The organism is Photobacterium sp. GB-72, from assembly GCF_003026095.1.
GTDB lineage: Bacteria > Pseudomonadota > Gammaproteobacteria > Enterobacterales > Vibrionaceae > Photobacterium.
Genome location: NZ_PYNV01000024.1, coordinates 38104 through 58472, shown reverse-complemented (window position 1 = coordinate 58472; position 20369 = coordinate 38104). Strand labels below are relative to the sequence as shown.

Below are 20369 nucleotides of genomic sequence, written 5' to 3'. Positions count from 1 at the left end.
CACCATGACAATTCCTCCTTAGTTCAGTCGGTAGAACGGCGGACTGTTAATCCGTATGTCGCTGGTTCAAGTCCAGCAGGAGGAGCCAAATAAAAAAGCCCGCAAGCAATTGCGGGCTTTTTTACATTTGAAATCTAGGCTTTTGTTAACAACTCATTGGGTGATAAAGGTCTATTAACTATTCTTAACTCACTGACGTAACCATACAAAGGATTATGCAATTTACTGTTAGAACACGATGATCCCACAATCCAAGCGGCATCTTCTTTGATTTTCTTATCAACTGATATGTAATCCAGTATTAAAAACGGTATAAACTAAAGGGCAAAATGTACGTTGTTGAACGGTACTTACAGATAGTGTGAGCTTAATTATTTCGCTGTATGTTTTTCTCTATTAACACCATAGAATAGGTTTCTCTCATCTCTTAACGGATGAAGCAGTTAACACAAAATGGTATTATTAACGGCTGTTTTGCCTGTGACACTTGGATAACTAATGAATTTTGACCGTATTGTGTGTTTCGATCTCGAAATGTGTTGTTGGAATGATGGCCGCACATCTAGAACCGGTGAAATCATCGAAATTGGTGTGGCAGAGCTTGATCTCAACACCGGAAAAATTGTTCGTCGGGCACAACATTATGTGCGTCCTACAAAAGATGAAATCTCGCCGTTTTGTACTGAACTAACGGGCATCAAACCTGAGGTCGTTGAAAAAAATGGCAAGCCGCTTTCTGTGATATTAAAATCGATCGAACAAAAGTTTGGTGGTCGACATAAGATCTATGCAGCGTGGGGACATGACGATCGTATTTTGAAAAAGGAATGTTTAGCTAAAGAGCTAAAAGTCCCTTTTCGTGAATATTTAAATCTTGCCACTTTATTTAAATTACAGCGTCATGTGACGAATAAACGATTAGGTCAACGTGCCGCAATGGAAATTGCTGGTGTTGAATGGGAAGGGCGTCAGCATTCGGGTTATGTCGATGCGTATAACCTTGCGCGTTTAGCGGCAACCATGTTCTGCGAAAAAGATACAGATTCAACACAGGAATAGTGTTACTTCCAATCGATTTGTTTAGTAAAGCCGACTGATAGAGTCGGCTTTTTTATGTGTATGATGTAATTCGTGCGATGAAAATGCTGTTGTTTATATTTTGTGATTCGGTGCCAATACTTGAGGAGATAGTTGGATAACTAAAATATTAATATTAGTTTGTAGCAAGGGATTAAGTGTTTAAACAGCAAAATATAATGCGTTATGTATACTGACAAAAGCCGCTCATTAAAAGGTAACTTTTATGTCACAGAATACGTTTATTTTGCATTCCGCTTATCCTCCATCAGGCGATCAACCTGAAGCTTTAGCGCGATTAATCGGTAATATTCAAGACGGTGTTACACACCAAACCCTGCAAGGGGTTACCGGATCTGGGAAAACTTTCACGATGGCAAATATGATCCATCGTCTTCAGCGTCCTACCTTAATATTGGCTCATAACAAGACGCTTGCCGCACAACTTTATAGTGAAATGAAACGTTTCTTTCCTGAAAATGCTGTCGAGTATTTTGTCTCTTATTACGATTACTACCAACCTGAAGTGTATATTCCTGGTAGTGATCGCTTTATTCGTAAAGATTCTGCAGTGAATCAACAATTGGAACGATTACGTTTATCGACCACCAAATCGTTGATAGAACGTAAAGACGTGATTGTCGTGGCATCGGTATCTGCTATTTATGGCTTAGGCGATCCAGCTCAATATCGCGCGGTACAAATTCCGTTATCAGTGGGTATGACCATCGAAAGGGAAGACTTTATTCAACGTCTTGTCGCGCTGCAATATAGCCGTTGTGAGCGAACGATTGAACGAGCAACTTTCCGTGTCCATGGTGAAATATTTGATATCTATCCAGCAGATTCAGAATCAAAAGCAATACGTGTGGTGATGTTTGATGACACCATTGAGCAACTACAATGGCTTGACCCTATTACAGGGAAAGTGTTGGGCGACATTGAGCATTATTTTGTTTCTCCAAAAACCTTGTATGCCGCTTCAAAAGACAAGTTACTGAAAGCCAGCATTGAAATTCAAAAAGAATTAGAAATGCGTGTCGCTGAATTAAATAATGAAAATCGTATTGTGGAAGCGGCAAGGCTGTATGAGCGCACGACACATGATATAGAAATGATGCAGCAGCTTGGATATTGTTCAGGATTAGAAAACTACTCATGTTATTTAAACGATCGCGATCCTAGCTTGCCACCGACGACCTTATTAGATTATTTACCGGAAGATGGCTTACTGTTTATTGATGAATCCCATGTGATGATCCCGCAGATTTCTGCAATGTATCGCAGTGATGTGAGTCGTAAAGAGACATTAATTGATTATGGCTTTCGGTTGCCATCAGCGAAGAACAATCGACCTTTAATGTTTAAAGAATTTGAGCAAATAAAACCACAAACCGTATTTGTATCAGCTACCCCCGGTGAGTACGAACTCAAAAAATCTCAGCAGCATGTTATAGAACAAATCATTCGCCCGACAGGCTTGCTTGATCCTATTGTTGAAGTGCGTCCTTTAGCGACTCAAACCGACGATCTATTAAAAGAAATATCAGAGCGTACGCAAAAAGATGAACGCGTATTGGTGACGACATTAACGAAAAAAAGTGCAGAGGCATTGTATGAGTTAATGGTAGAGCAAGGTATTAAGGTCAGTTATATTCATTCAGAAGTAAAAACCGAGCAACGGGTTGAAATTATAGATGATTTACGTGCAGGTAAATTTGATGTGCTTATTGGGATAAACCTGTTACGAGAAGGATTAGATATTCCAGAGGCCTCATTGGTCGCAGTGTTAAATGCCGATCATGCGGGATTTTTGCGTTCAACACAGGCGCTGATTCAAATCATTGGTCGTGCAGCTCGTAACGCAAACGGTAAAGCGATTTTATATGCTGATAAAATGACGCCTGCAATGCAGCAAGCGATGAATGAATCACAACAACGCCGAGAGCGTCAGGTGGAATATAATAAAGCGCATAATATTACACCAGCCTCCTCTCAACGTAAAAAAGCAAGGATAGATAATAATGAGCCCGCACAACATAGTGTTGAGTTCTGCTCTAATCTATCAGAGTTATGCCAGCAAATTACGACAACAGAAAAAGAACTATTGGTGGCTTGTGATACGAATGATGAAATACACGTTGGTATTTTTAGAGAAAAGCTCAATGAGTTATATCGTCAGTTCATATTTATGTAAAAAGGATACTAATTGACATCTAATTAAGGTCGTAATGACTCGGCCTTAATTACTCACAATCAACCTAACTATATTCATCTGTTATATTCTTATTGAATAAGATAAGTATGACTTTAATTAAAAGTAAGGAACAAAACTGAATTATTGCAATATATTTTTATTAACAAGATAAGTGAATTTTATTGTAAATTTATCTCATTGATGAATTTGCGTTTTATTTGTGTTGTTTAGTGGTTTTGTTTTTGTGTTGTGATTGTAATTACATTAAGTTTTGATATACTCCGCCCGATTTTTATAGAAAATAAACGGTATAAAAATTCTAAAGTTAAATAGATAAAAGCAGTCATCATTTTGGTGAATACCCCTCCAGCTATATTGGCCTTTTTACAACGTCGCGCGCGAATAACAGCGATGTATATTTTATATGGTGAGAAAGAGCGTATGTTCATTCTTAATATAAAAGATCTTAGTTTTATCAGTCATCGTGCTGGAAAATCATATGCTACGATAGAAAATAGAATTTAAGTGTATTCATTTTATAAGAATGAATCTGGGGCGTAATTGCTTCCTTTAGTTTGTTATAAAGAGTTGTTATGGTGCTATACAACGCAATAAATATGGCTTTAAATGGGATCGTTCTTATATGAACATTAAATACATGAAGCTTTATACATTGATCGTGTGCTCTACGTTCTTTTTCATTATCTTTGCATGCGGTACTTATCTACTTTATCAACACGATATTGATACAAAAATTCACAATGAGCATGAAATACAACGGAAAACCTTTTATTCAGTTGTTGATAGTAAAGATACACTAGTTCCTATGTTTTCGAAGATGACGATTCCGACTTTAGCTGAGCAGAGGGAGTTAAAGCGTTATGTCTCCGATCATAAAGATGTTAGCAGTATATCTGTGATTTATAATGATTATTATGTATACAGTACATTTGGAAATCGCCTGTATTCAATGAAGATGAAGGCAGTAAAAGGTTTTAATATTAAGGTAAAAAGCTTACTAACGCATAAGCCAACCTTGTCTTATACGTTGCAAGTTGGAGCGAATACTTACTTAAAAATATATTTTAAACCGCTTCGTTTTAATGTTATCGATAGTATTGGTAGAGGCTATATTACCGTTTTTGATAATATTGAAATTGGTGAAGGTAATCAGTTAGTTAAGCATGATTTGTTAAATCATCGCGATGAGTACTATTTTCATCTCGACGACGCTGATTTTTTTGTTGATGTTGATCCGGCACTCGCTCTAAAACAATTTATAGAAACTAAATATGTTTACTTGTTAATGCTCTTATTGGGCTGCATGGTAAGTAGTTATACATCGGCCGCTTACTGCAAAAAAATCTGGGTACGAGTTTGTATCAAACGCAATATTATTCGTCCATACCTTCAACCCATTGTTAACAAGGAAGGCGATATTATTGGGGCTGAAGTATTAGCTCGTTGGATTACTAAAAAAGGTCAAGTTTTACCGCCTTATTTATTTATACCCTATATAGAGAGTCAACACTTAACATCCTTGTTAACCTGCTCTTTGATGACACAGGTTTATCAAAGTCAGTTAATGGTTTTGAGTAAACAACTAAAATTGAGTTTTAATTTGACGGAACGTTGTTTGTTTGACGAAAGTATTTATAAAGCGAGTTTATTATTGGCGCCTAAGTTTGAACTGGTGCTTGAGTTTACGGAATCAGCACCATTTTCGAATGTTCATGTGAAAGCGCGTATGGAAAAATTTCATCAAAATGGCATGTTCTTTGCGCTTGACGATTATGGTACAGGGTACTCTTCACCGTATTATTTGACGGATTATAATTTTGATTATTTAAAAATAGATCGTTGTTTTATTGAGCAAATTGAACATAATCCTAAATCGATTTATGTTGTTGAATCTTTAGTGCTATTAGCCCAAAAACTGGAGCTTTCTGTCATCTCTGAAGGCGTTGAAACAGAAAAACAAAAACAGATGTTAGATCAATGGGGAATTAAGCAATATCAAGGGTTTTACTTTTATAAACCGATGTCAATAGAAAGCTTTATGGATATATATCGTTCTCACTAATATAGCATCTTAGTGATAACCATGACTCTTCTTGCACTCTGTGCAAGAAGAGTTTTTTTAGCTCTGTTATTTTATAAGGTTAATCGTAAGTGAGTATTTGCCAACTCTAGTCTTTAACTACCTGGGTAGTTTTGCCGCGTTCTTTATAATCTTGTTGTTTTGCAAAAGTAGCGAGTTGTTGAAATTGAGCAGGTTGCCAGACCATATTGTTTGTGAGCTCAGGAGCGAGCGCGTTAAACGTTTCTTCATTGCCTACATTATGTAAATACAACTCCGCCCACATACCATTATTATCACCGTTGCTCAGTTCGGTAGATAAAGAAAGAGGAACTCCGTTTTTTACCCCATTAGGGTAGAGAGTTAATCCCAGTTGATAATCACGTTTTAACACCACCCACTTTTGTGGCAAACGTGTATTGTGATCCCACCACTGACCATTTAACAGCTGTATGTTGCGTTTGGTTTCTTCTGCTGAAACACTGCCTAATTGCTGTAATTGATCGTTAAAAGCATCAGTCATGGCTTGAGAAAAATCTGACGGAGAAAGATCGGGTTGCTGCTCTAGCACTTGTTTAGCTGTGATAGCACCTAACATGTTGGAATAGAGATCTTCAGGTGAAAAAGCAGAGACATATTCAGGAAAGCCAATAATTGATTCATAGCCAAACCACTGTGCGATTTCATGCCATTGTGCTAATCGAAAAGCTAATAGAGCCGCAAGCTCGAGACTCAGTGATTGCTTCTCTTTATTTGTAAGTAGTTGCTTATTCTCTTGTAACCGAATGTGGCGCGCCCGTAATTCCGTGGGTAAGATTATTCGATAATGGGATCCAAGATGCTGGCGAATTTGTTGATATAAATAATAAGTGAAATCTGCCGTATCTCGGACGTGAGCTGTATCGATAAATCCCCCCTTACTCGTAAAGATTAAGCCATTAGATTCACCGCCTAATCCGAATAAGCTTGAAATAACGCTTTGTGATCCATCGTTGTAGCTATGTTTACCGAGCATTGGTATATCGACAATATTCTCTACTGAGAAAAAAGGAATGGGCATACCTAATAATTCGGTTTTTAAATCTTGACCAAAGGCACAGCATGGACGTACGCCAATAGGCGCATCCAATGCTTTACTGTATGGGCTGACGAATAAAGCACAAAGGCTGAATGCTGCGATCAAAGGTGCGTGTATTTTCATTAAAAAGCTTCATTGATGTGAAAATAAAAACCGGAACTGTCTTTACCAATGGCGTAATCGACACGCACATTTATTCGAGGCTTAAAGGCAAAGCGATAGCCGACACCTAAACTAGGTAATAGCTTACTTGAAAGTAACTGCTCACTTTTGTTGGCGATATTACCTCCGCCAAGCCAGGTCACCATACCATGACGATGGTTAAAACGATGACGCCATTCTATTTGTCCAGACAGTAAATAACGATCACGGTATTGCCCTGTATAGTAACCACGCATACGTTTATCGTTACCCATTTCCGCATAGCCATACCAAGGAATATCACCATCAACCCGTTGCCCGTAGACATCCCAAGCAATAATGTTATTGCTATCAAGTTGAACATATTGACGGTAGTTCATGGTCAGGCGTGTGTAATTTTGATCAGAGCCTAATGTGGTTTTGTAATCAACCCATTCCGCGAACCACAATTGACCACGGTATGGGTTGGGTTCAAAATCTCGGCTGTCATATTCCAACGCAATGCTTATACCACTGCTTTGTTGATTTGAAAGTTTGTGCTCACCAACATCGTTAGTCTTTGCTAAGGTTTGTTGTGAATAATGTTGATAATCCCAGCCAACACTGACGTATTGATGAGGTAAAAACTGGTATGACACCTTTGGCGCAAGTTTGATGATCTGGCCGTTATACTCACGTTTATTGTTGTCGTTTTGTGCGGCAGCTTTTCCTACTCCCCAGTAATGTTGGGGGGAATGGCTGATCCATGCATCACCGATCAAGCGCAGTTTGTCTTGATTTAAGTAACTTCGATTTTCAACCCCTAATCCATAAGAGCCAGCTGAGGATAGATAGGATTTAATCGCTAATGTTGAATACGGTGTACTGGGTGTCCAGCCTGTAGGTGAGTAAAGCCCAACCGCTGCCATTCCAAATCCGACCCCTTGTTCAGGGTTAGCAAAAGGCCCCGGCAATACTCCCCAATCAATACCTTCTGAAGTATCAATCGTTTCACTAGCGCCGAGTTTTTCCAGTAGTTGATCTACCCAACCTGATTGTGTTGTATCAGCAAAGGCTAAGTGAGAAAAACTACAAATAATCAATAATGGGGAAAGTTGCCAAGGTTTCATTGCTGATCTCTGACTTAAAAACGAAAATCAATGGATGTAAATAAGCTGGAGCGATCGCCAAAGCCGGCTTCTGCCAATAAATACAGACTTGGATTGAGCTGATATTGCATCCCGAGGATTGGGTTCCATGGTGTCGACAGTTGTTGCTCGATATGGAAACTGCCATTTTTAACCCAAGGTTGTAATCCTGAAGGAAGATTGAGATCGGTGAGTTTGCCAGATAGCGATTGCTCAACATTTTGATACATCGCACCGGCCCAAACTCGTAGTGGTACACCTTGTTGATAAAAGTCGTAACCTACACGAGGGCTGATCACCCATGCAGAAATACTGCCGTCGATGACGGTTAGCTCTGTTTCGGTATAGCTGATATCAACTAAGCCAAAGAATCGCTTATAGCCACCAGCAAGCACTACACCACCACCATATAAGTAGCCATCAAGATCAAGCTTGAAGTTATCAATGCGGCCTTTGAGGTGACGGTCTGGGCGGTTTGGGAATAAAGGCTTAATAGCAACATCATAGTTCACTGCAGTTTCCGATTTACCCGTCATCTTGCCACCTAAGACATAGAGGTTCAGAAACGGAAATAGCCACATATCCGCCCGTAGGGTGAGCACTTCACTGGTTTGTTTGCCTTGCTCTGCTTGCATATCGATGTTGCGCACAAAAGAAGGCAGGTTAAGGCCATTAAAGCCAATGCTAGTTACATCAATACCTTGCTCTAACGCCATGTAACTCAAATTAAAGCCAATCGGTTTGGGTAATTCGTAACCTAAAGCTTGAGCTTCTTCTTTCCAAAGAGGGAGAGTAAAAGATTGAGCATATGTATAAGTGGATGAGGAAAACGCTAGGCTACTAAGGAAAAGTGAATGCGCTAATCGCATGTGTGCTATGCCAGTTAAATTCTATAATGGCGCGCATTTTAAGTTGACATTTGATTTAAGCATACTTAATGATTTATCTATAATGTAAGTATATGTTACATAACTATACCCAACTGATTTCAAGTTACCGAATTCAGAACATTGTTACAGTCCCTAGTTCAAAGAAAGCAAAGAAGTGTAATCGTTTTCTATTTCCAAATTGCATATACCTTTATGTTTATAGCGCTATTTTATTTGCCGTTTTCTGCTCGCTTGTGGAGGAAATCACAGAATTAACGATAAGTATTTCTTTTCTTTGGTGGTTTTTTATTTCTTATTAATTGATAAATTACTGATTTATATGCGGTTAATAAGAAAAATATGACATAGATCTGCTATTAATTTCCTTTTCCGCTTTGAAATGGAAATCAATCATCTACACATTAGCTCAACGTATCAATATTATGACCATATTCAATAAGTGGTGACACTTATATTACTAAGGAGAGATAAAGTGTCTGGAAATAAGTTTTCGGTTGATTACAGCATTTATGAGTTGGAATGCGAAGAAACCTATAAAAAAGCAACTTCACTTTTAAAAGAAAATAATATTTTTCCTGATGCTATTCAGCAACAAATGTTATTTACACATTTAAAAGCAATGGTCATTCGCTCTTATACAAAAGAGTCATTACCAGAAATTGAAGTCGATATGTTTGAAGATATTTCCCCACTATCTCATCAATTATCAGCAGATGTGGTTTCTTGGTTCCCTACCTTAGCGTACGAAGAAACCTATTTATTATCAGTCCACTTTGAAGTGGCAAAAGAAAACGAATTAACGTGTGAATTAGGAGTGTAATTATGACAACTATTAAAGTAGTAATTGGTGATCGTTTAGGTAAAGGTCAAAAAGTTGGTTTGGGTGTAGAAGCGGCGGGCGGCGCTGTAACGGTGATCCCTGGTATGGCAGCAGATATGAAGCTAGGTGATGTCATGCACCAAGAGCAAGCTGATTTTGGTATTTCATTCTGTGGTAGTGGTGGTGCAGGGGCAATTACGGCCCAAACCAAATATGGTTACAAAGCACGTTACGGTATGCGTTCTGTTGAAGAAGGTGTAACAGCTATCAATGAAGGTTGTAACGTTTTAGGCTTTGGCTTTATGGATAAAGAAGAGCTTGGTCAAAAGTTAGTTGAAGCCTTTATTAAAAAGCATCACGGTTAATATGAAAAAATCTATTACTACGACGGTTGAAGTCAGTGGTAAAGGAAATACAAAACAATCAGCTTTTAGTTCTGCACTAAATAATGTTCAAAAAACAATTCTAAAAGAAACTAATAATGTTATTTTACGAATTGAACCTGTGGATGTTGAAATAATAAGTGCAGAACATAAACAAACTACTGAGAAGTTTATGTTCTTTTTCTTACCACGAGAAAAATCTATTTATTCCATCACTATTAATGTCACTGTAAATATTACATTAATAGAAACTGATGAATTAAATTTCAAACAAATCTAATTATTAGCTACGAACATTATTTGTGTCTACATATAAAGGTATATAAATGTTCTTCATTATTTTAATAAAGTCACTAATTATTGGTGCATTAGTGGGTGTTGGCGTGGGTGTCGGCGCTGCTCGTATGTATCACGCTCCAACTATTCAAGGTATGGGGGCATTCCGTACTTTAGGGGAATTAAACTCGTGTGAAGGGGATCCTGCTTCTCACTTCTCTTTCGGTTTAGGCTTTTTCTTCAATGCTTGGGCATCATCAGTCGCTGCTGGTGCATTTACCCAAGACGTTGACCACCGTATTTTACCGAACTGGGGCGCAGCGGCATTGATGGTAAAAAATCGTGATGTCACCCAAACCTTACATGATCCGAAGAAGATGGGTATTGCCTGCGGCATCATCGGTATGATTGTGGTGGCATTTCTTAACTCAACCGCATCAGCGGTACCTGAAAGCTTACAAATTACAGCGGTAAAAGTGCTGGTTCCGGCAGCAAACATGCTGGTTAACGTGGCGATGCCGGTGATCTTCTGGTTAGCAGCGATTGAAGCAGGTAAGCGTTCTGGTTTTTGGGCAACTATTTTCGGTGGTTTGGCACAAATGATCATGGGTAACGCCGTGCCTGGTTTAGTACTTGGTATCTTGATTGGTAAAGGTGTGGAAGATAGCGGTTGGAATAAAGTAACGAAAAGTATGTTGTTTGCCGTTATCGCTCTGTTTGTTCTAAGTGGCTTCTTCCGTGGCTTTGATATTGCGGTATTAGAATCCTTTAGCCTAACTGTTCCTGATTGGCTGCATTACATCCACGGAAGTATCAGCGGTAAATAACCGAGCCGGAGTTGAAGAAAATGGACGATAAATTAAAGAATGATTTTTGGTACGCTGACTGGTCTTTCCCATTCTTTGTTGGCTTGCTGTCATCAGGTGTTTTTGCTGGTACACACATGTATTACCTCTACGGTATCGGTGCTTTTAACGAGGTGGCTTTCGTCGCCATGTTAAGAGCGGGTATGGATACCGGTGTTTACGGTGCAGTAGCGGCGTTTGGTGCAAGTTTCCTTTTTGCTCGCATCATTGAAGGTTCCTTGGTGGGTATCTTAGATATCGGTGGTGCTATTCAAACTGGTATTGGTTTAGGTGTACCAGCATTGTTATTAGGCGCAGGTATTGTATATCCACTCGAAAACTTTGCTGCCTCATTGGTTGTGGGTTTCTTCCTTGGTGTCGCTATTGGTTATGTGATCATCCTAGCGCGTAAGTACACCATCAACCAAAGTAACTCGACTTACGGTGCCGATGTCATGATGGGCGCAGGTAACTCTTCGGGTCGCTTCTTAGGTCCTCTGATTGTGTTATCAGCAATTGCAGCATCACTACCAATCGGTATTGGCTCTTTAATTGGTGCGCTTGCTTTCTATCAATGGAATAAACCTATTACAGGTGGTGCGATTATCGGTGCAATGGTGTTTGGTTCACTGTTCCCTGTTGCTATCAGTTAATCCTTGAAAGGTTGTGCTCTGCATGTTGGGTGCAGAGCACAATAAAGGCAAAGCAATGTATGACGTATTAATTAAGCAAGGCAAGTTAGTGAGTGGCGAAGTGGTGGATGTTGCGGTTCTGAACGGCAAGATTGCAGCACTGGGTCAACTGGATGTAACAGCAAAAAAGGTGGTGGATTTAGCGGGTGATTTTTATATCAGCGCGGGGTGGATTGATGGTCATACCCATTGCTACTCCAAATCACCGATTTATAACGATGAACCAGACTTAGTCGGGGTTGAGACTGGCGTTACCACTGTGATTGATGCTGGTAGCGTAGGTGCCGATGATGTGGGTGATTTCTATCACTGTTGTCAGCAAGTAAAAACCAATGTTTACAGTATCTTAAATATTTCTCGAATTGGTTTGCTGCGACAAAACGAATTAGCCGATATGGCAGACATTGATGGTGAGTTAGTGAAACAAGCCGTCAATCAGTATCCCGATTTTATCGTTGGGATCAAAGCCCGAATGAGTGGCAGTGTGGTGGAAGCCAATGGTTTAAAACCGTTGATAAAAGCTAAAGAGATCCAACGTAATCAGTGCCCATTACCTTTGATGGTACACATTGGTAATAACCCACCTAATTTAGATGACGTAGCGGATTTATTAGGTGAAGGGGACATCATTACCCATTGCTATAACGGCAAACCGAATCGCATTTTAACTGCAGAAGGTGAGTTAAAACCGTCGATGCAACGTGCTCTTGAGCGTGGTGTGAAACTCGATGTGGGACACGGTGGTGCAAGCTTTAGTTTTGCAGTGGCAGAGCAAGCGATTAAACAAGGTATTTATCCTGACATGATTAGCTCTGACATTTATTGCAAGAATCGTATTCATGGCCCGGTGCGTAGTCTCGCTCACATTATGGATAAGTTTTTAGCGATTGGTTTACCGCTACAACAAGTGATTGATTGCGTCACAGTAAACGCTGCCAAGTTACTTAAGTTAGAAAATAAAGGGCAGTTAGAAGTAGGTAAAGATGCGGATTTAACGTTTTTCCATTTAAACACTGAAACTGTTGAGCTGGTGGATTCTGATAATGATCAGCGCAGTGGCAAGACGAGCTTAAAACCTGCCGCAGCCATGGTTGCTGGCAAGATCATGACGACAAATTACGGAGTAGGATTCGATGTCTTCAATTCATGAAAAATACCAATTAAAAGAAGTCATTAATGCGTCAGGTCGTATGACTATTTTAGGTGTTTCGACACCAACAGAAACCGTGATGGATGCGGTGCGTGATGGTCTTGGCCAGTATTTTGAAATGAAAGATCTGGTGGTGAAAACCGGTGCTTATATTGCCAAGTTGCTAAATGTAGAAGATGCGATTGTGGTTTCTTGTGCCTCGGCGGGTATCGCTCAATCAGTGGCTGCGGTGATTGTGAAAGACGATCCGTATTTACTCGAAAATTTACACGCTCACGCTCATAACGTGGCGTCAGAAATTGTGATGCCAAAAGGCCACAACGTTAACTTTGGTGCACCAGTCGGCACCATGGTGACATTAGGTGGTGGCACACTAAAAGAAGCGGGCTATGCCAATGAGTGTTCGCCTGCTCAGTTAGCCGCCATGATCACCCCGCAAACAGCAGCGATTTTATACATCAAATCCCATCACTGTGTACAAAAGAGCATTTTATCCGTAGCAGAAGCGGCAGCCGTTGCCAAACAGCATAACTTACCTTTGATTGTGGATGCTGCAGCTGAAGAAGATCTGCAGTGTTACTACAACATGGGTGCTGATCTGGTTATTTACAGTGGTGCAAAAGCCATTGAAGGGCCAACCAGTGGTTTAGTGGTTGGACGTAGCCAATATATTGCATGGGTGCGTAAGCAGTCATTAGGTATTGGTCGTGCAATGAAAGTTGGTAAAGAAGGCATTTTAGGTTTAACCCACGCCATTGCCGAGTACCTGCAAACTGAAAAAGAAACTGGTCAGCAAATGGTGGCCAAAATGGAACACTTTGTGGCGCAACTCAATACCCTTAATGGCATTGATTGCCGTGTGGTTTGGGACAGCGCAGGACGCGACATTGCACGTGCAGAAATCTGTTTTGATGAAACGGTATTAGCAATGACAACACCTGAGATTGTGGCACGACTTCAGGGTGGTGATCCTGCGATTTATTGTCGTGGCTACAAAGCTAATGATGGGATCATTGAAATAGATGTACGCAGTGTCACAAGCGCACAACTTGACGTTATTTATCAGAATATTAAAGCATTATTTTAAATTTTTAAGAGAACACCACTATGTCATTGAAAGCAAAATTCTACAAAAACCGCGTATGTTTAAACGTGTTGGCTGGCTCTATTGATAACGCAGCAGAAATCTATGATGCCGCAGAAGGTCATGTCTTAGTTGGCGTACTATCTAAGAACTACCCTGATGTACAAACAGCGGTTGAAGAGATGAAAAAATACAGCGATAAGATCAATAACGCTGTTTCTGTTGGCCTTGGCGCTGGCGATCCAAACCAATCGATGATGGTTTCGCTGATCTCTCAGCATATTCAGCCACAACACATTAATCAGGTATTTACTGGCGTGGCAACCAGTCGTGCATTAGTCGGTCAAGATCAAAGTATTGTTAACGGCTTAATTTCACCAACAGGCACTGTGGGCATGGTGAAGATCTCAACCGGCCCTTTAAGCTCGTGCAATAAAGAAGCGATCGTTCCTGTGGAATCAGCGATTGCGATGCTGAAAGACATGGGTGGTAGCTCGGTGAAATACTTCCCAATGGGAGGGTTAGAAACCCGTGAAGAATTCGCCTATGTCGCTAAAGCGTGTGCTGAGCAAGATTTCTGGTTAGAGCCGACAGGCGGGATTGATTTAGAAAACTTTGAAGAAATCATGCAAATTGCGCTAGAGGCCGGTGTAACTAAAATCATTCCACATATTTATAGCTCAATCATTGATAAAGAAACGGGTAATACTCGCCCTCAAGATGTGCGTGTTTTGCTTGATATGACCAAGAATTTGTTAAAGTAACGTGATCTGATTTAACGGACCGGAAACGGTCCGTTAATATTTATAAGTCTATGAAATATTGTGAAACAGTTAATATTTAGAAACCAATGTGAATATGACCCAGGTCTTATGACGCATTGTTTTCAAATGTTAGCCTCCGTATATAAACGGACATCATTTAACGGATTATTCAATGATTCAATTCCCTTATCCTCGTCTTAATTTAATTTTTGATGCACTGCTGATGCAGACACTGCCGCAGCAAGAGTTGGCACAACGTTTTGATGTTTCTACCAGAACGATTCGTACTGACATTTCAGCATTAAATGATACCTTAGCGCACTACGGTGCTCAGTTGTTATTACGTCGAGGTGAAGGGTATTACATTGATATTTATGATCAGCAACGTTACAGCAATATCACTCAGCAAACCCAACAAATGAAGCAGTCACCACGTAGTGTTAAAGATCGGGTGACATATTTGATGTTGCGTTTATTGAACCAGCAAGATGGCTGTAAATTGGATGATTTGGCTAATCAGTGGTTTGTCAGCCGTACCTGTTTACAGGCTGATATGACCGAAGTACGTGAGTTGTTTCAGTCATACCATTTAGAGATAGACAGCAAGCCCCATTATGGGCTGTTAGTGTTTGGCAAAGAGTCATCCATACGTGCTTGTATTGCCCATATCTTGTACCAATTTAAGGCGTCAGATCCTACATTTATCAATTTATGTGAGCTATTTTACTCTGAGTGTGATTTTGCACAATTAGAGCAGCCACTGTTAACGGCAATGCAGCAGAATAGTATTAATTTGACCGATGAAGGTCTGCATCAGTTAATGGTTTACTGTGGCGTGGCGATCAGCCGTTTAAAGCGTGGTTTGGGTTGCGATCAAACCACATGTGCTAACGTGCCAAATAATGCACTATCAGCAGCCAAAGAAATCGCAGCCTTAATGGCGAGCGAAACTCAAACCATTATCGAACCTTGTGAACTAAATCATCTCGCGATTCAAATTGCTGCCCGTCGCGTTACTGGGATCAAGCATTGGCATGTTGATGATCGTAATGACAATGATGCTGATGCTTTTATTGATCATTTACTTCATTTTATTAACGATCACTTTAATTACAACTTGCTCAATGATCTGCAGCTAAAACATGACTTACTGGCTCATGTTCATCCAATGTTACTGCGTGTTGAGCATCAAATAACGATACCCAATCCATTAGCTGATCATATTAAACGTTATTATCCGCTTGCTTATGATATGACTGTGGGTGCTGTATCTAGTTGGGACGGACGACAAATCCCAGATGGTGAAATTAGTTTTTTAGTGATGCATGTTGGTGTTGGAATAGAGCGTAATTATGTGCAAAAAAAAGAACAGCAGCCGATAGTACTGCTAGTATGTAACTCTGGTACATCGGTGATCCGAATGTTGGAATCTCAATTGCTTAAAGCTATCCCACAGTTAGTGATCCATAAAATGCACTCGATACGTGAATACGATGCATTACATGAAGTTACTGAAGACTTTGTGGTTTCAACAGAAAAGCTGGTGGTAAAAAATAAGCCAACCATGGTGTTTTCACCGATTGCTAGCTCTTTTCAATTAGAGCAATTGAATAAACTGGTGCATGAGAATAGTAACCATATTAATGCGTTAGGTAAGTTCTTTCAGCCAAGTTTATTCACTCGAATTGAAACGCCTATGACGCAACATCAACTTTTTGCGCAATTGTCTACAGAGCTAGAAGCAAAAGGGATTGTGCCAAGCCATTTTCACCCATCGGTTATTGAGCGAGAAAATATTACTTCGACCATGTTAGGTGACGGTATTGCGATCCCGCATTCTCTCGGTCTATGTGCTAAGCAAAGTGCAGTCTATACCGTCCTTTCGCCACAAGGGATTGAATGGGGAGAAGGAAAACGTGCCTATGTCATTTTCCTATTAGCGATCAACAAAGATGATTATGAAGAAGCCATGGGGCTTTACGATCTCTTTGTCACTTTAATGAAGAGTAAGGCGGTCGAACATTTGTTGGCATGTTATTCATTTGAGCACTTTACCCATGTTGCCAATGAGTGTTGGAATAACTGCAAGAAAGATTGGTAATTTATCAGCTGTAAGTGGTCGATATAATAGAAGGAACTAATGTGATTATTCGTGTAATGGAACACGCTGATTTAGAGCAAGCAGCAAAGGTGCATCAACAGGCGTTTGTACGTCAGCAACGCTCCTATGAGTGGATCGAATGTAACTTTAATGCCGCCCCGCGCTTTTTAAATTTTGTCGCTGAGCTTAATAGTGAAGTGGTGGGGTATATCGTTTGGGGGCAAAAAAGCGGTTTTCGTCCTGAAGTGATTTTAGAGTTAGAGCAACTTGCAGTGTTGCCAAGCCATCATAACCAAGGGATAGCGACACAACTTATCACTCAATCACTACCACAAGTGAAACAGCGATTAGCGGAACAAGACAGTAAATTAAAGCATATTTTGGTCAATACTCGTGCTGATAACTATGCGCAACAGATCTATCAGAAACTATTAGGCGCCGAGGTGGAAATGACGATCAAATCGCTCTATTCTGCTGATGAAGTGTTTATGATTGCCCGAAACGTTTGCTCGGATTAATACCGTTTTTTAGTTTATCTCTGCGCCGTATTTGGCCTCATCTTTAAACAAGATAGCTGTTAAACTGGCTATCTTGTTTTGTTTTAGGCTTTATTATCAGTAAAGACGTTTTATCGGTGAGAAAGCAAATGTCGTATCAGTTAGAAGAGTTAGATCTGAATTTAATACGGTTATTAAAAGCGGTGGTGGAACATCGCAGTATTAAATTAGCAGCCATGCAGTTAGGGATCTCACAGCCAAGTGCCAGTCGTGGCGTAGTGAGGCTTAAACAGTTCTTTAATGATCCGCTGTTTGTGCGCAAAGCCCATGGAGTAGAACCATCACCCCTTGCGATTCGTCTCGCTGATGAATTTGATAATATCTTAGCGCCTATAGAAAAAGTGTTACTGGAGTTCTCTGAATTTAAACCAGAAACCTACCAAGGCTCGATTTCTCTTGTGGTTGATCCCTATTTGATGGATGAGCATGGTCAACACCTACTATCTTGCTGTCACAAGGCGTTTCCAAAGGCGTCATTGGTGTTTTCTAATTGGGATAGCATCAGCCAAGATGACATGCTGGAAGGGAAAGTCGATTACTGCATTTTGGATCAAGAAACGGACATTGCGAAAGATATCTACATGCAGCCGTTATTTAAGGAAAAGCGAGTGATCTTGGCGAAAAAAGATCACCCAAGTTTACGGCTCGATAGTAATGATTGGGCATCGATAGCACCATTGTCATTGGTCTCGCTGCCAGCGCCTACCGCTTATAAACCTTTGTGTACCGTTGAATCTGAATATCAACGCATGGGTTATGAGCCAAAAGTGTTACTCAAAACCTTTAATTTACGGGTCGCTTGCCAAATGCTGTTGGAAACCAACGCAATCATGTTTGCCAGCGAAAGTACTGCCGATTTAATGTCGGAATTACATGCCTATCCGATGCCTGTGGTGAACCGTAATTTCAGCCATTTTGTGGTCTCAGGTGGTTATCTTCAAACCCATCGTAATTATCCGCTTTACCAACATTTACATCAGGTGATACAGGCCGCATTCGGTTAAATTTTCTGATCATTTCTGCGCTATTTACCCTTTTAGAGATATTCAAATTTGAATATCTCAATTACCTATTGCGCTTTTGTGCGCTGCGGTAGTCTTGCGAGTAGATGCATTAACTTTATGTATTTTCACTACGAGAATGCGTGAAATTTGATGCTATCTACCTAAAAAATTAGCACAGTGGAGTCAATCATGTGGTTAGCACGAATATTTTTATTATTAGCCATTGCCGCAGAAGTGGCTGGTACCAGTACCATGAGCCTTATTTCCAGTGAAGGTGGAAATTGGGGGTACTGGGTGATGTATAGCTTAATTTGTATTTCATATTTTTTCTTGTCGTTGGCAGCAAAAAAGATCGCTATTGGTGTTGCCTATGCGGTTTGGGAAGGGCTAGGTATTGCGCTTATTACAATGGTTTCGGTGTTTGTGCTTGATGCGCAATTAAATACGCAAGAGCTGATTGGTTTAGCGATGGCAACTGTCGGGATCGTATTAGTGACACTTGGTGAAAGTCACAGCGATAAACCAAGTCATTCGCCCACAAGCGTGTCGGCATAACAACAGGAGGCAATGAAATGAGTCAATTTTTTACACTATCATTTGGTTTTGTTGTCCTTGCTGCGTTTGTCGATATTTTAGCGAACATGGCATTAACCCGATCAAATGGCTTTAGTCATAAACGTTGGGGTATTACTGCGATCGTCTTAGTCATGTTGGCATTTACCCTGCTAGCGCAAGCGGTCAAAGAGATCGATTTAGCGGTGGCGTATGCGTCATGGGGAGCTATCGGTATTTTAGGTACCGCGATTGGTGGCTCGCTGCTGTTTAAGCAAAAACTTAAGCCTATCGGTTGGGTGGGGATTGCTGTGATGATCTCCGCTGTGATTGTTATGAAAACAGCGTAATTACGTATTTTAAAGCCCAATGTGATGTTGAATCCATTGGGCTTTTTGTTGCCTTTTTTCTGCGGTGAATATTGGGAGAAAAAATTAATAGCGAGGATTCAACATGTTCTGCTCTAAAGGCTGAAATAGTCTTGCTTTTTTGTTGATTAATATGTCTGACAAAAGATTTATTATGTCCGATTAGAGATATATGTATCTTAAAAGACGTGACAGAATAGCCTCGTTAATGATTCAGATATAGGTATCTGGACTAGAAAAATCTGAGAAAGGCAGACAATGTTCTATCTATTACCCTTAATTACCGTTGCAATATGGGCAGGGAACGCCATTGTCAACAAGATGGCATTCAGTGTCATCGATCCCGGTGCGATATCGTTTTATCGTTGGTTCTTCGCATTAGTCATGTTAACTCCTTTTGTTGCTAAATCTGTTTGGCGTGATCGTGCGGTGATTAAACCTTATCTAGCGAAATTAGCATTCCTTGGTTTGTTAGGTATGGTGCTAAACCAATCGTTAGGCTACTTCGCAGCAGCGACCACCACGGCAACGAATATTGCCCTGATCATTTCATTAGTGCCGTTGATCAGCATGTTCTTAAGTGTGCCTATTTTAGGTCAACGCTTATCACCGTTCGCATTGGTTGGCGCAGTGTTATCACTAAGTGGTTTAGTATTGATGCTAAGCCACGGTCATGTAGAAAACTTACTGTCGCAAGGTATCAAGCAAGGTGACTTCCTAATGCTGATCGCAGCGGTCGTTTATGCACTTTACTGTGTGCTATTAAAGCGTTGGAAAATGCCGTTCTCGACGTGGAAATCTGTGTACGTTCAGTGTTTATTTGCGGTCATTATGTTAACGCCATTGCTACTAAGTAGCGATCGTATGGCAATTACAGCATCTGCAGTCCCTTTGATTGTTTATGCTGCATTGCTTGCGTCAGTGATTGCACCTTGGTTATGGATGTTATCAATTGAACGTTTAGGTGCCGATCGTACCGCGATGTTCATGAACCTATTGCCAATTATGGCGGCAGGTATTGCGAGCGTGATGCTCAACGAGCAACTAGAGTCTTACCATTATATTGGTGGCATCATGGTATTAACGGGTGTTGCGCTGGCTCAGAAACGCATTAAAACGAAGAAAGCAAAAGTGGCAATGACACCTGCTTAAGCACGACATTGATATAAAACGCCGTTGTATT

The 20369-nt window shown here is 40.4% G+C and carries 20 protein-coding genes and 1 tRNA gene; 18 read left to right on the top strand and 3 right to left on the bottom strand.

Annotated features, from left to right (window positions below; genetic code table 11):
- Positions 1–12: 12 nt before the first annotated feature.
- The 4 genes from C9J40_RS19985 (at position 13) to C9J40_RS19970 (ending at position 5357) form a co-directional block, all read left to right on the top strand.
- Positions 13–88: transfer RNA gene (locus tag C9J40_RS19985), tRNA-Asn, on the top strand.
- 410 nt (positions 89–498) lie between these two features.
- On the top strand, positions 499–1059 hold the full coding sequence (locus C9J40_RS19980) for a 3'-5' exonuclease (RefSeq protein ID WP_107208297.1): 561 nt from the start codon (positions 499–501) through the stop codon (positions 1057–1059).
- A gap of 244 nt (positions 1060–1303) precedes the next feature.
- Positions 1304–3274 (top strand): excinuclease ABC subunit UvrB, encoded by a 1971-nt coding sequence (gene uvrB, locus C9J40_RS19975; protein WP_107208298.1) that lies wholly within the window; start codon positions 1304–1306, stop codon positions 3272–3274.
- 643 nt (positions 3275–3917) lie between these two features.
- Positions 3918–5357, top strand: a complete 1440-nt coding sequence (locus tag C9J40_RS19970) for an EAL domain-containing protein (RefSeq protein WP_107247790.1) — start codon at positions 3918–3920, stop codon at positions 5355–5357.
- Between the two features lie 106 nt (positions 5358–5463).
- Here the strand turns inward: C9J40_RS19970 and C9J40_RS19965 are convergent, their stop codons facing one another.
- Genes C9J40_RS19965 through C9J40_RS19955 form a run of 3 tightly spaced genes read right to left on the bottom strand, consistent with a single transcriptional unit; the run spans position 5464 to position 8569 of the window.
- The gene (locus C9J40_RS19965; protein ID WP_107247789.1) at positions 5464–6555 is read right to left on the bottom strand and encodes a DUF4056 domain-containing protein; all 1092 of its coding nucleotides are present in this window, start codon (positions 6553–6555) and stop codon (positions 5464–5466) included.
- On the bottom strand, positions 6555–7682 hold the full coding sequence (locus tag C9J40_RS19960; RefSeq protein ID WP_107247788.1) for a BamA/TamA family outer membrane protein: 1128 nt from the start codon (positions 7680–7682) through the stop codon (positions 6555–6557). The genes C9J40_RS19965 and C9J40_RS19960 overlap by 1 nt, the downstream gene beginning before the upstream one ends.
- 14 nt (positions 7683–7696) lie before the next feature.
- Positions 7697–8569, bottom strand: coding sequence for a hypothetical protein (locus tag C9J40_RS19955; RefSeq protein WP_107208302.1), 873 nt, complete (start codon positions 8567–8569; stop codon positions 7697–7699).
- A gap of 493 nt (positions 8570–9062) precedes the next feature.
- Between C9J40_RS19955 and C9J40_RS19950 the strand changes: the two genes are divergently transcribed.
- The 14 genes from C9J40_RS19950 to C9J40_RS19885 all read left to right on the top strand — a co-directional run bounded on the left by C9J40_RS19950 (position 9063) and on the right by C9J40_RS19885 (position 20338).
- A complete protein-coding gene (locus tag C9J40_RS19950; protein WP_107247787.1) occupies positions 9063–9410 on the top strand; it encodes a transcriptional regulator in 348 nt (115 codons plus the stop codon).
- Between the two features lie 2 nt (positions 9411–9412).
- Complete coding sequence (locus tag C9J40_RS19945; RefSeq protein WP_060989724.1) at positions 9413–9775, top strand: glycine-rich SFCGS family protein; 363 nt, start codon at positions 9413–9415, stop codon at positions 9773–9775.
- Position 9776: 1 nt separating this feature from the next.
- Complete coding sequence (locus tag C9J40_RS19940) at positions 9777–10073, top strand: DUF4312 family protein (protein WP_107208304.1); 297 nt, start codon at positions 9777–9779, stop codon at positions 10071–10073.
- Between the two features lie 46 nt (positions 10074–10119).
- Complete coding sequence (locus tag C9J40_RS19935) at positions 10120–10896, top strand: DUF4311 domain-containing protein (RefSeq protein WP_060989726.1); 777 nt, start codon at positions 10120–10122, stop codon at positions 10894–10896.
- 20 nt (positions 10897–10916) lie between these two features.
- Positions 10917–11567, top strand: coding sequence for a DUF4310 family protein (locus C9J40_RS19930; RefSeq protein ID WP_107208305.1), 651 nt, complete (start codon positions 10917–10919; stop codon positions 11565–11567).
- A 55-nt stretch (positions 11568–11622) separates the two neighbouring features.
- Positions 11623–12756: an amidohydrolase/deacetylase family metallohydrolase gene (locus tag C9J40_RS19925; RefSeq protein WP_107208326.1), complete on the top strand. Its 1134-nt coding sequence runs from the start codon at positions 11623–11625 to the stop codon at positions 12754–12756.
- Positions 12740–13843: a DgaE family pyridoxal phosphate-dependent ammonia lyase gene (locus C9J40_RS19920; RefSeq protein WP_107247786.1), complete on the top strand. Its 1104-nt coding sequence runs from the start codon at positions 12740–12742 to the stop codon at positions 13841–13843. The genes C9J40_RS19925 and C9J40_RS19920 overlap by 17 nt, the downstream gene beginning before the upstream one ends.
- A gap of 20 nt (positions 13844–13863) precedes the next feature.
- Positions 13864–14604 (top strand): KDGP aldolase family protein, encoded by a 741-nt coding sequence (locus C9J40_RS19915; RefSeq protein WP_107208307.1) that lies wholly within the window; start codon positions 13864–13866, stop codon positions 14602–14604.
- Positions 14605–14776: 172 nt separating this feature from the next.
- The gene (locus C9J40_RS19910; protein ID WP_107208308.1) at positions 14777–16705 is read left to right on the top strand and encodes a transcription antiterminator; all 1929 of its coding nucleotides are present in this window, start codon (positions 14777–14779) and stop codon (positions 16703–16705) included.
- Positions 16706–16761: 56 nt separating this feature from the next.
- A complete protein-coding gene (locus tag C9J40_RS19905; RefSeq protein ID WP_107208327.1) occupies positions 16762–17223 on the top strand; it encodes a GNAT family N-acetyltransferase in 462 nt (153 codons plus the stop codon).
- Between the two features lie 128 nt (positions 17224–17351).
- Positions 17352–18266, top strand: coding sequence for a LysR family transcriptional regulator (locus tag C9J40_RS19900; protein WP_107247785.1), 915 nt, complete (start codon positions 17352–17354; stop codon positions 18264–18266).
- Positions 18267–18455: 189 nt separating this feature from the next.
- Positions 18456–18821, top strand: coding sequence for an SMR family transporter (locus C9J40_RS19895; RefSeq protein WP_107208310.1), 366 nt, complete (start codon positions 18456–18458; stop codon positions 18819–18821).
- A 17-nt stretch (positions 18822–18838) separates the two neighbouring features.
- Positions 18839–19168: an SMR family transporter gene (locus C9J40_RS19890; RefSeq protein ID WP_107208311.1), complete on the top strand. Its 330-nt coding sequence runs from the start codon at positions 18839–18841 to the stop codon at positions 19166–19168.
- Between the two features lie 276 nt (positions 19169–19444).
- On the top strand, positions 19445–20338 hold the full coding sequence (locus tag C9J40_RS19885) for a DMT family transporter (protein WP_107247784.1): 894 nt from the start codon (positions 19445–19447) through the stop codon (positions 20336–20338).
- Positions 20339–20369: the final 31 nt, after the last annotated feature.

Coding starts and splice junctions, on each gene's coding strand:
- C9J40_RS19885 (WP_107247784.1), top strand. CDS start 19,445: ATGTTCTATCTATTACCCTTAATTACCGTTGCAATATGGGCAGGGAAC.
- C9J40_RS19900 (WP_107247785.1), top strand. CDS start 17,352: ATGTCGTATCAGTTAGAAGAGTTAGATCTGAATTTAATACGGTTATTA.
- C9J40_RS19955 (WP_107208302.1), bottom strand. CDS start 8,569: ATGCGATTAGCGCATTCACTTTTCCTTAGTAGCCTAGCGTTTTCCTCA.
- C9J40_RS19980 (WP_107208297.1), top strand. CDS start 499: ATGAATTTTGACCGTATTGTGTGTTTCGATCTCGAAATGTGTTGTTGG.
- C9J40_RS19930 (WP_107208305.1), top strand. CDS start 10,917: ATGGACGATAAATTAAAGAATGATTTTTGGTACGCTGACTGGTCTTTC.
- C9J40_RS19890 (WP_107208311.1), top strand. CDS start 18,839: ATGAGTCAATTTTTTACACTATCATTTGGTTTTGTTGTCCTTGCTGCG.
- C9J40_RS19970 (WP_107247790.1), top strand. CDS start 3,918: ATGAACATTAAATACATGAAGCTTTATACATTGATCGTGTGCTCTACG.
- C9J40_RS19960 (WP_107247788.1), bottom strand. CDS start 7,682: ATGAAACCTTGGCAACTTTCCCCATTATTGATTATTTGTAGTTTTTCT.
- C9J40_RS19915 (WP_107208307.1), top strand. CDS start 13,864: ATGTCATTGAAAGCAAAATTCTACAAAAACCGCGTATGTTTAAACGTG.
- C9J40_RS19945 (WP_060989724.1), top strand. CDS start 9,413: ATGACAACTATTAAAGTAGTAATTGGTGATCGTTTAGGTAAAGGTCAA.
- C9J40_RS19965 (WP_107247789.1), bottom strand. CDS start 6,555: ATGAAAATACACGCACCTTTGATCGCAGCATTCAGCCTTTGTGCTTTA.
- C9J40_RS19910 (WP_107208308.1), top strand. CDS start 14,777: ATGATTCAATTCCCTTATCCTCGTCTTAATTTAATTTTTGATGCACTG.
- C9J40_RS19940 (WP_107208304.1), top strand. CDS start 9,777: ATGAAAAAATCTATTACTACGACGGTTGAAGTCAGTGGTAAAGGAAAT.
- uvrB (WP_107208298.1), top strand. CDS start 1,304: ATGTCACAGAATACGTTTATTTTGCATTCCGCTTATCCTCCATCAGGC.
- C9J40_RS19920 (WP_107247786.1), top strand. CDS start 12,740: ATGTCTTCAATTCATGAAAAATACCAATTAAAAGAAGTCATTAATGCG.
- C9J40_RS19895 (WP_107208310.1), top strand. CDS start 18,456: ATGTGGTTAGCACGAATATTTTTATTATTAGCCATTGCCGCAGAAGTG.
- C9J40_RS19925 (WP_107208326.1), top strand. CDS start 11,623: ATGTATGACGTATTAATTAAGCAAGGCAAGTTAGTGAGTGGCGAAGTG.
- C9J40_RS19935 (WP_060989726.1), top strand. CDS start 10,120: ATGTTCTTCATTATTTTAATAAAGTCACTAATTATTGGTGCATTAGTG.
- C9J40_RS19905 (WP_107208327.1), top strand. CDS start 16,762: ATGGAACACGCTGATTTAGAGCAAGCAGCAAAGGTGCATCAACAGGCG.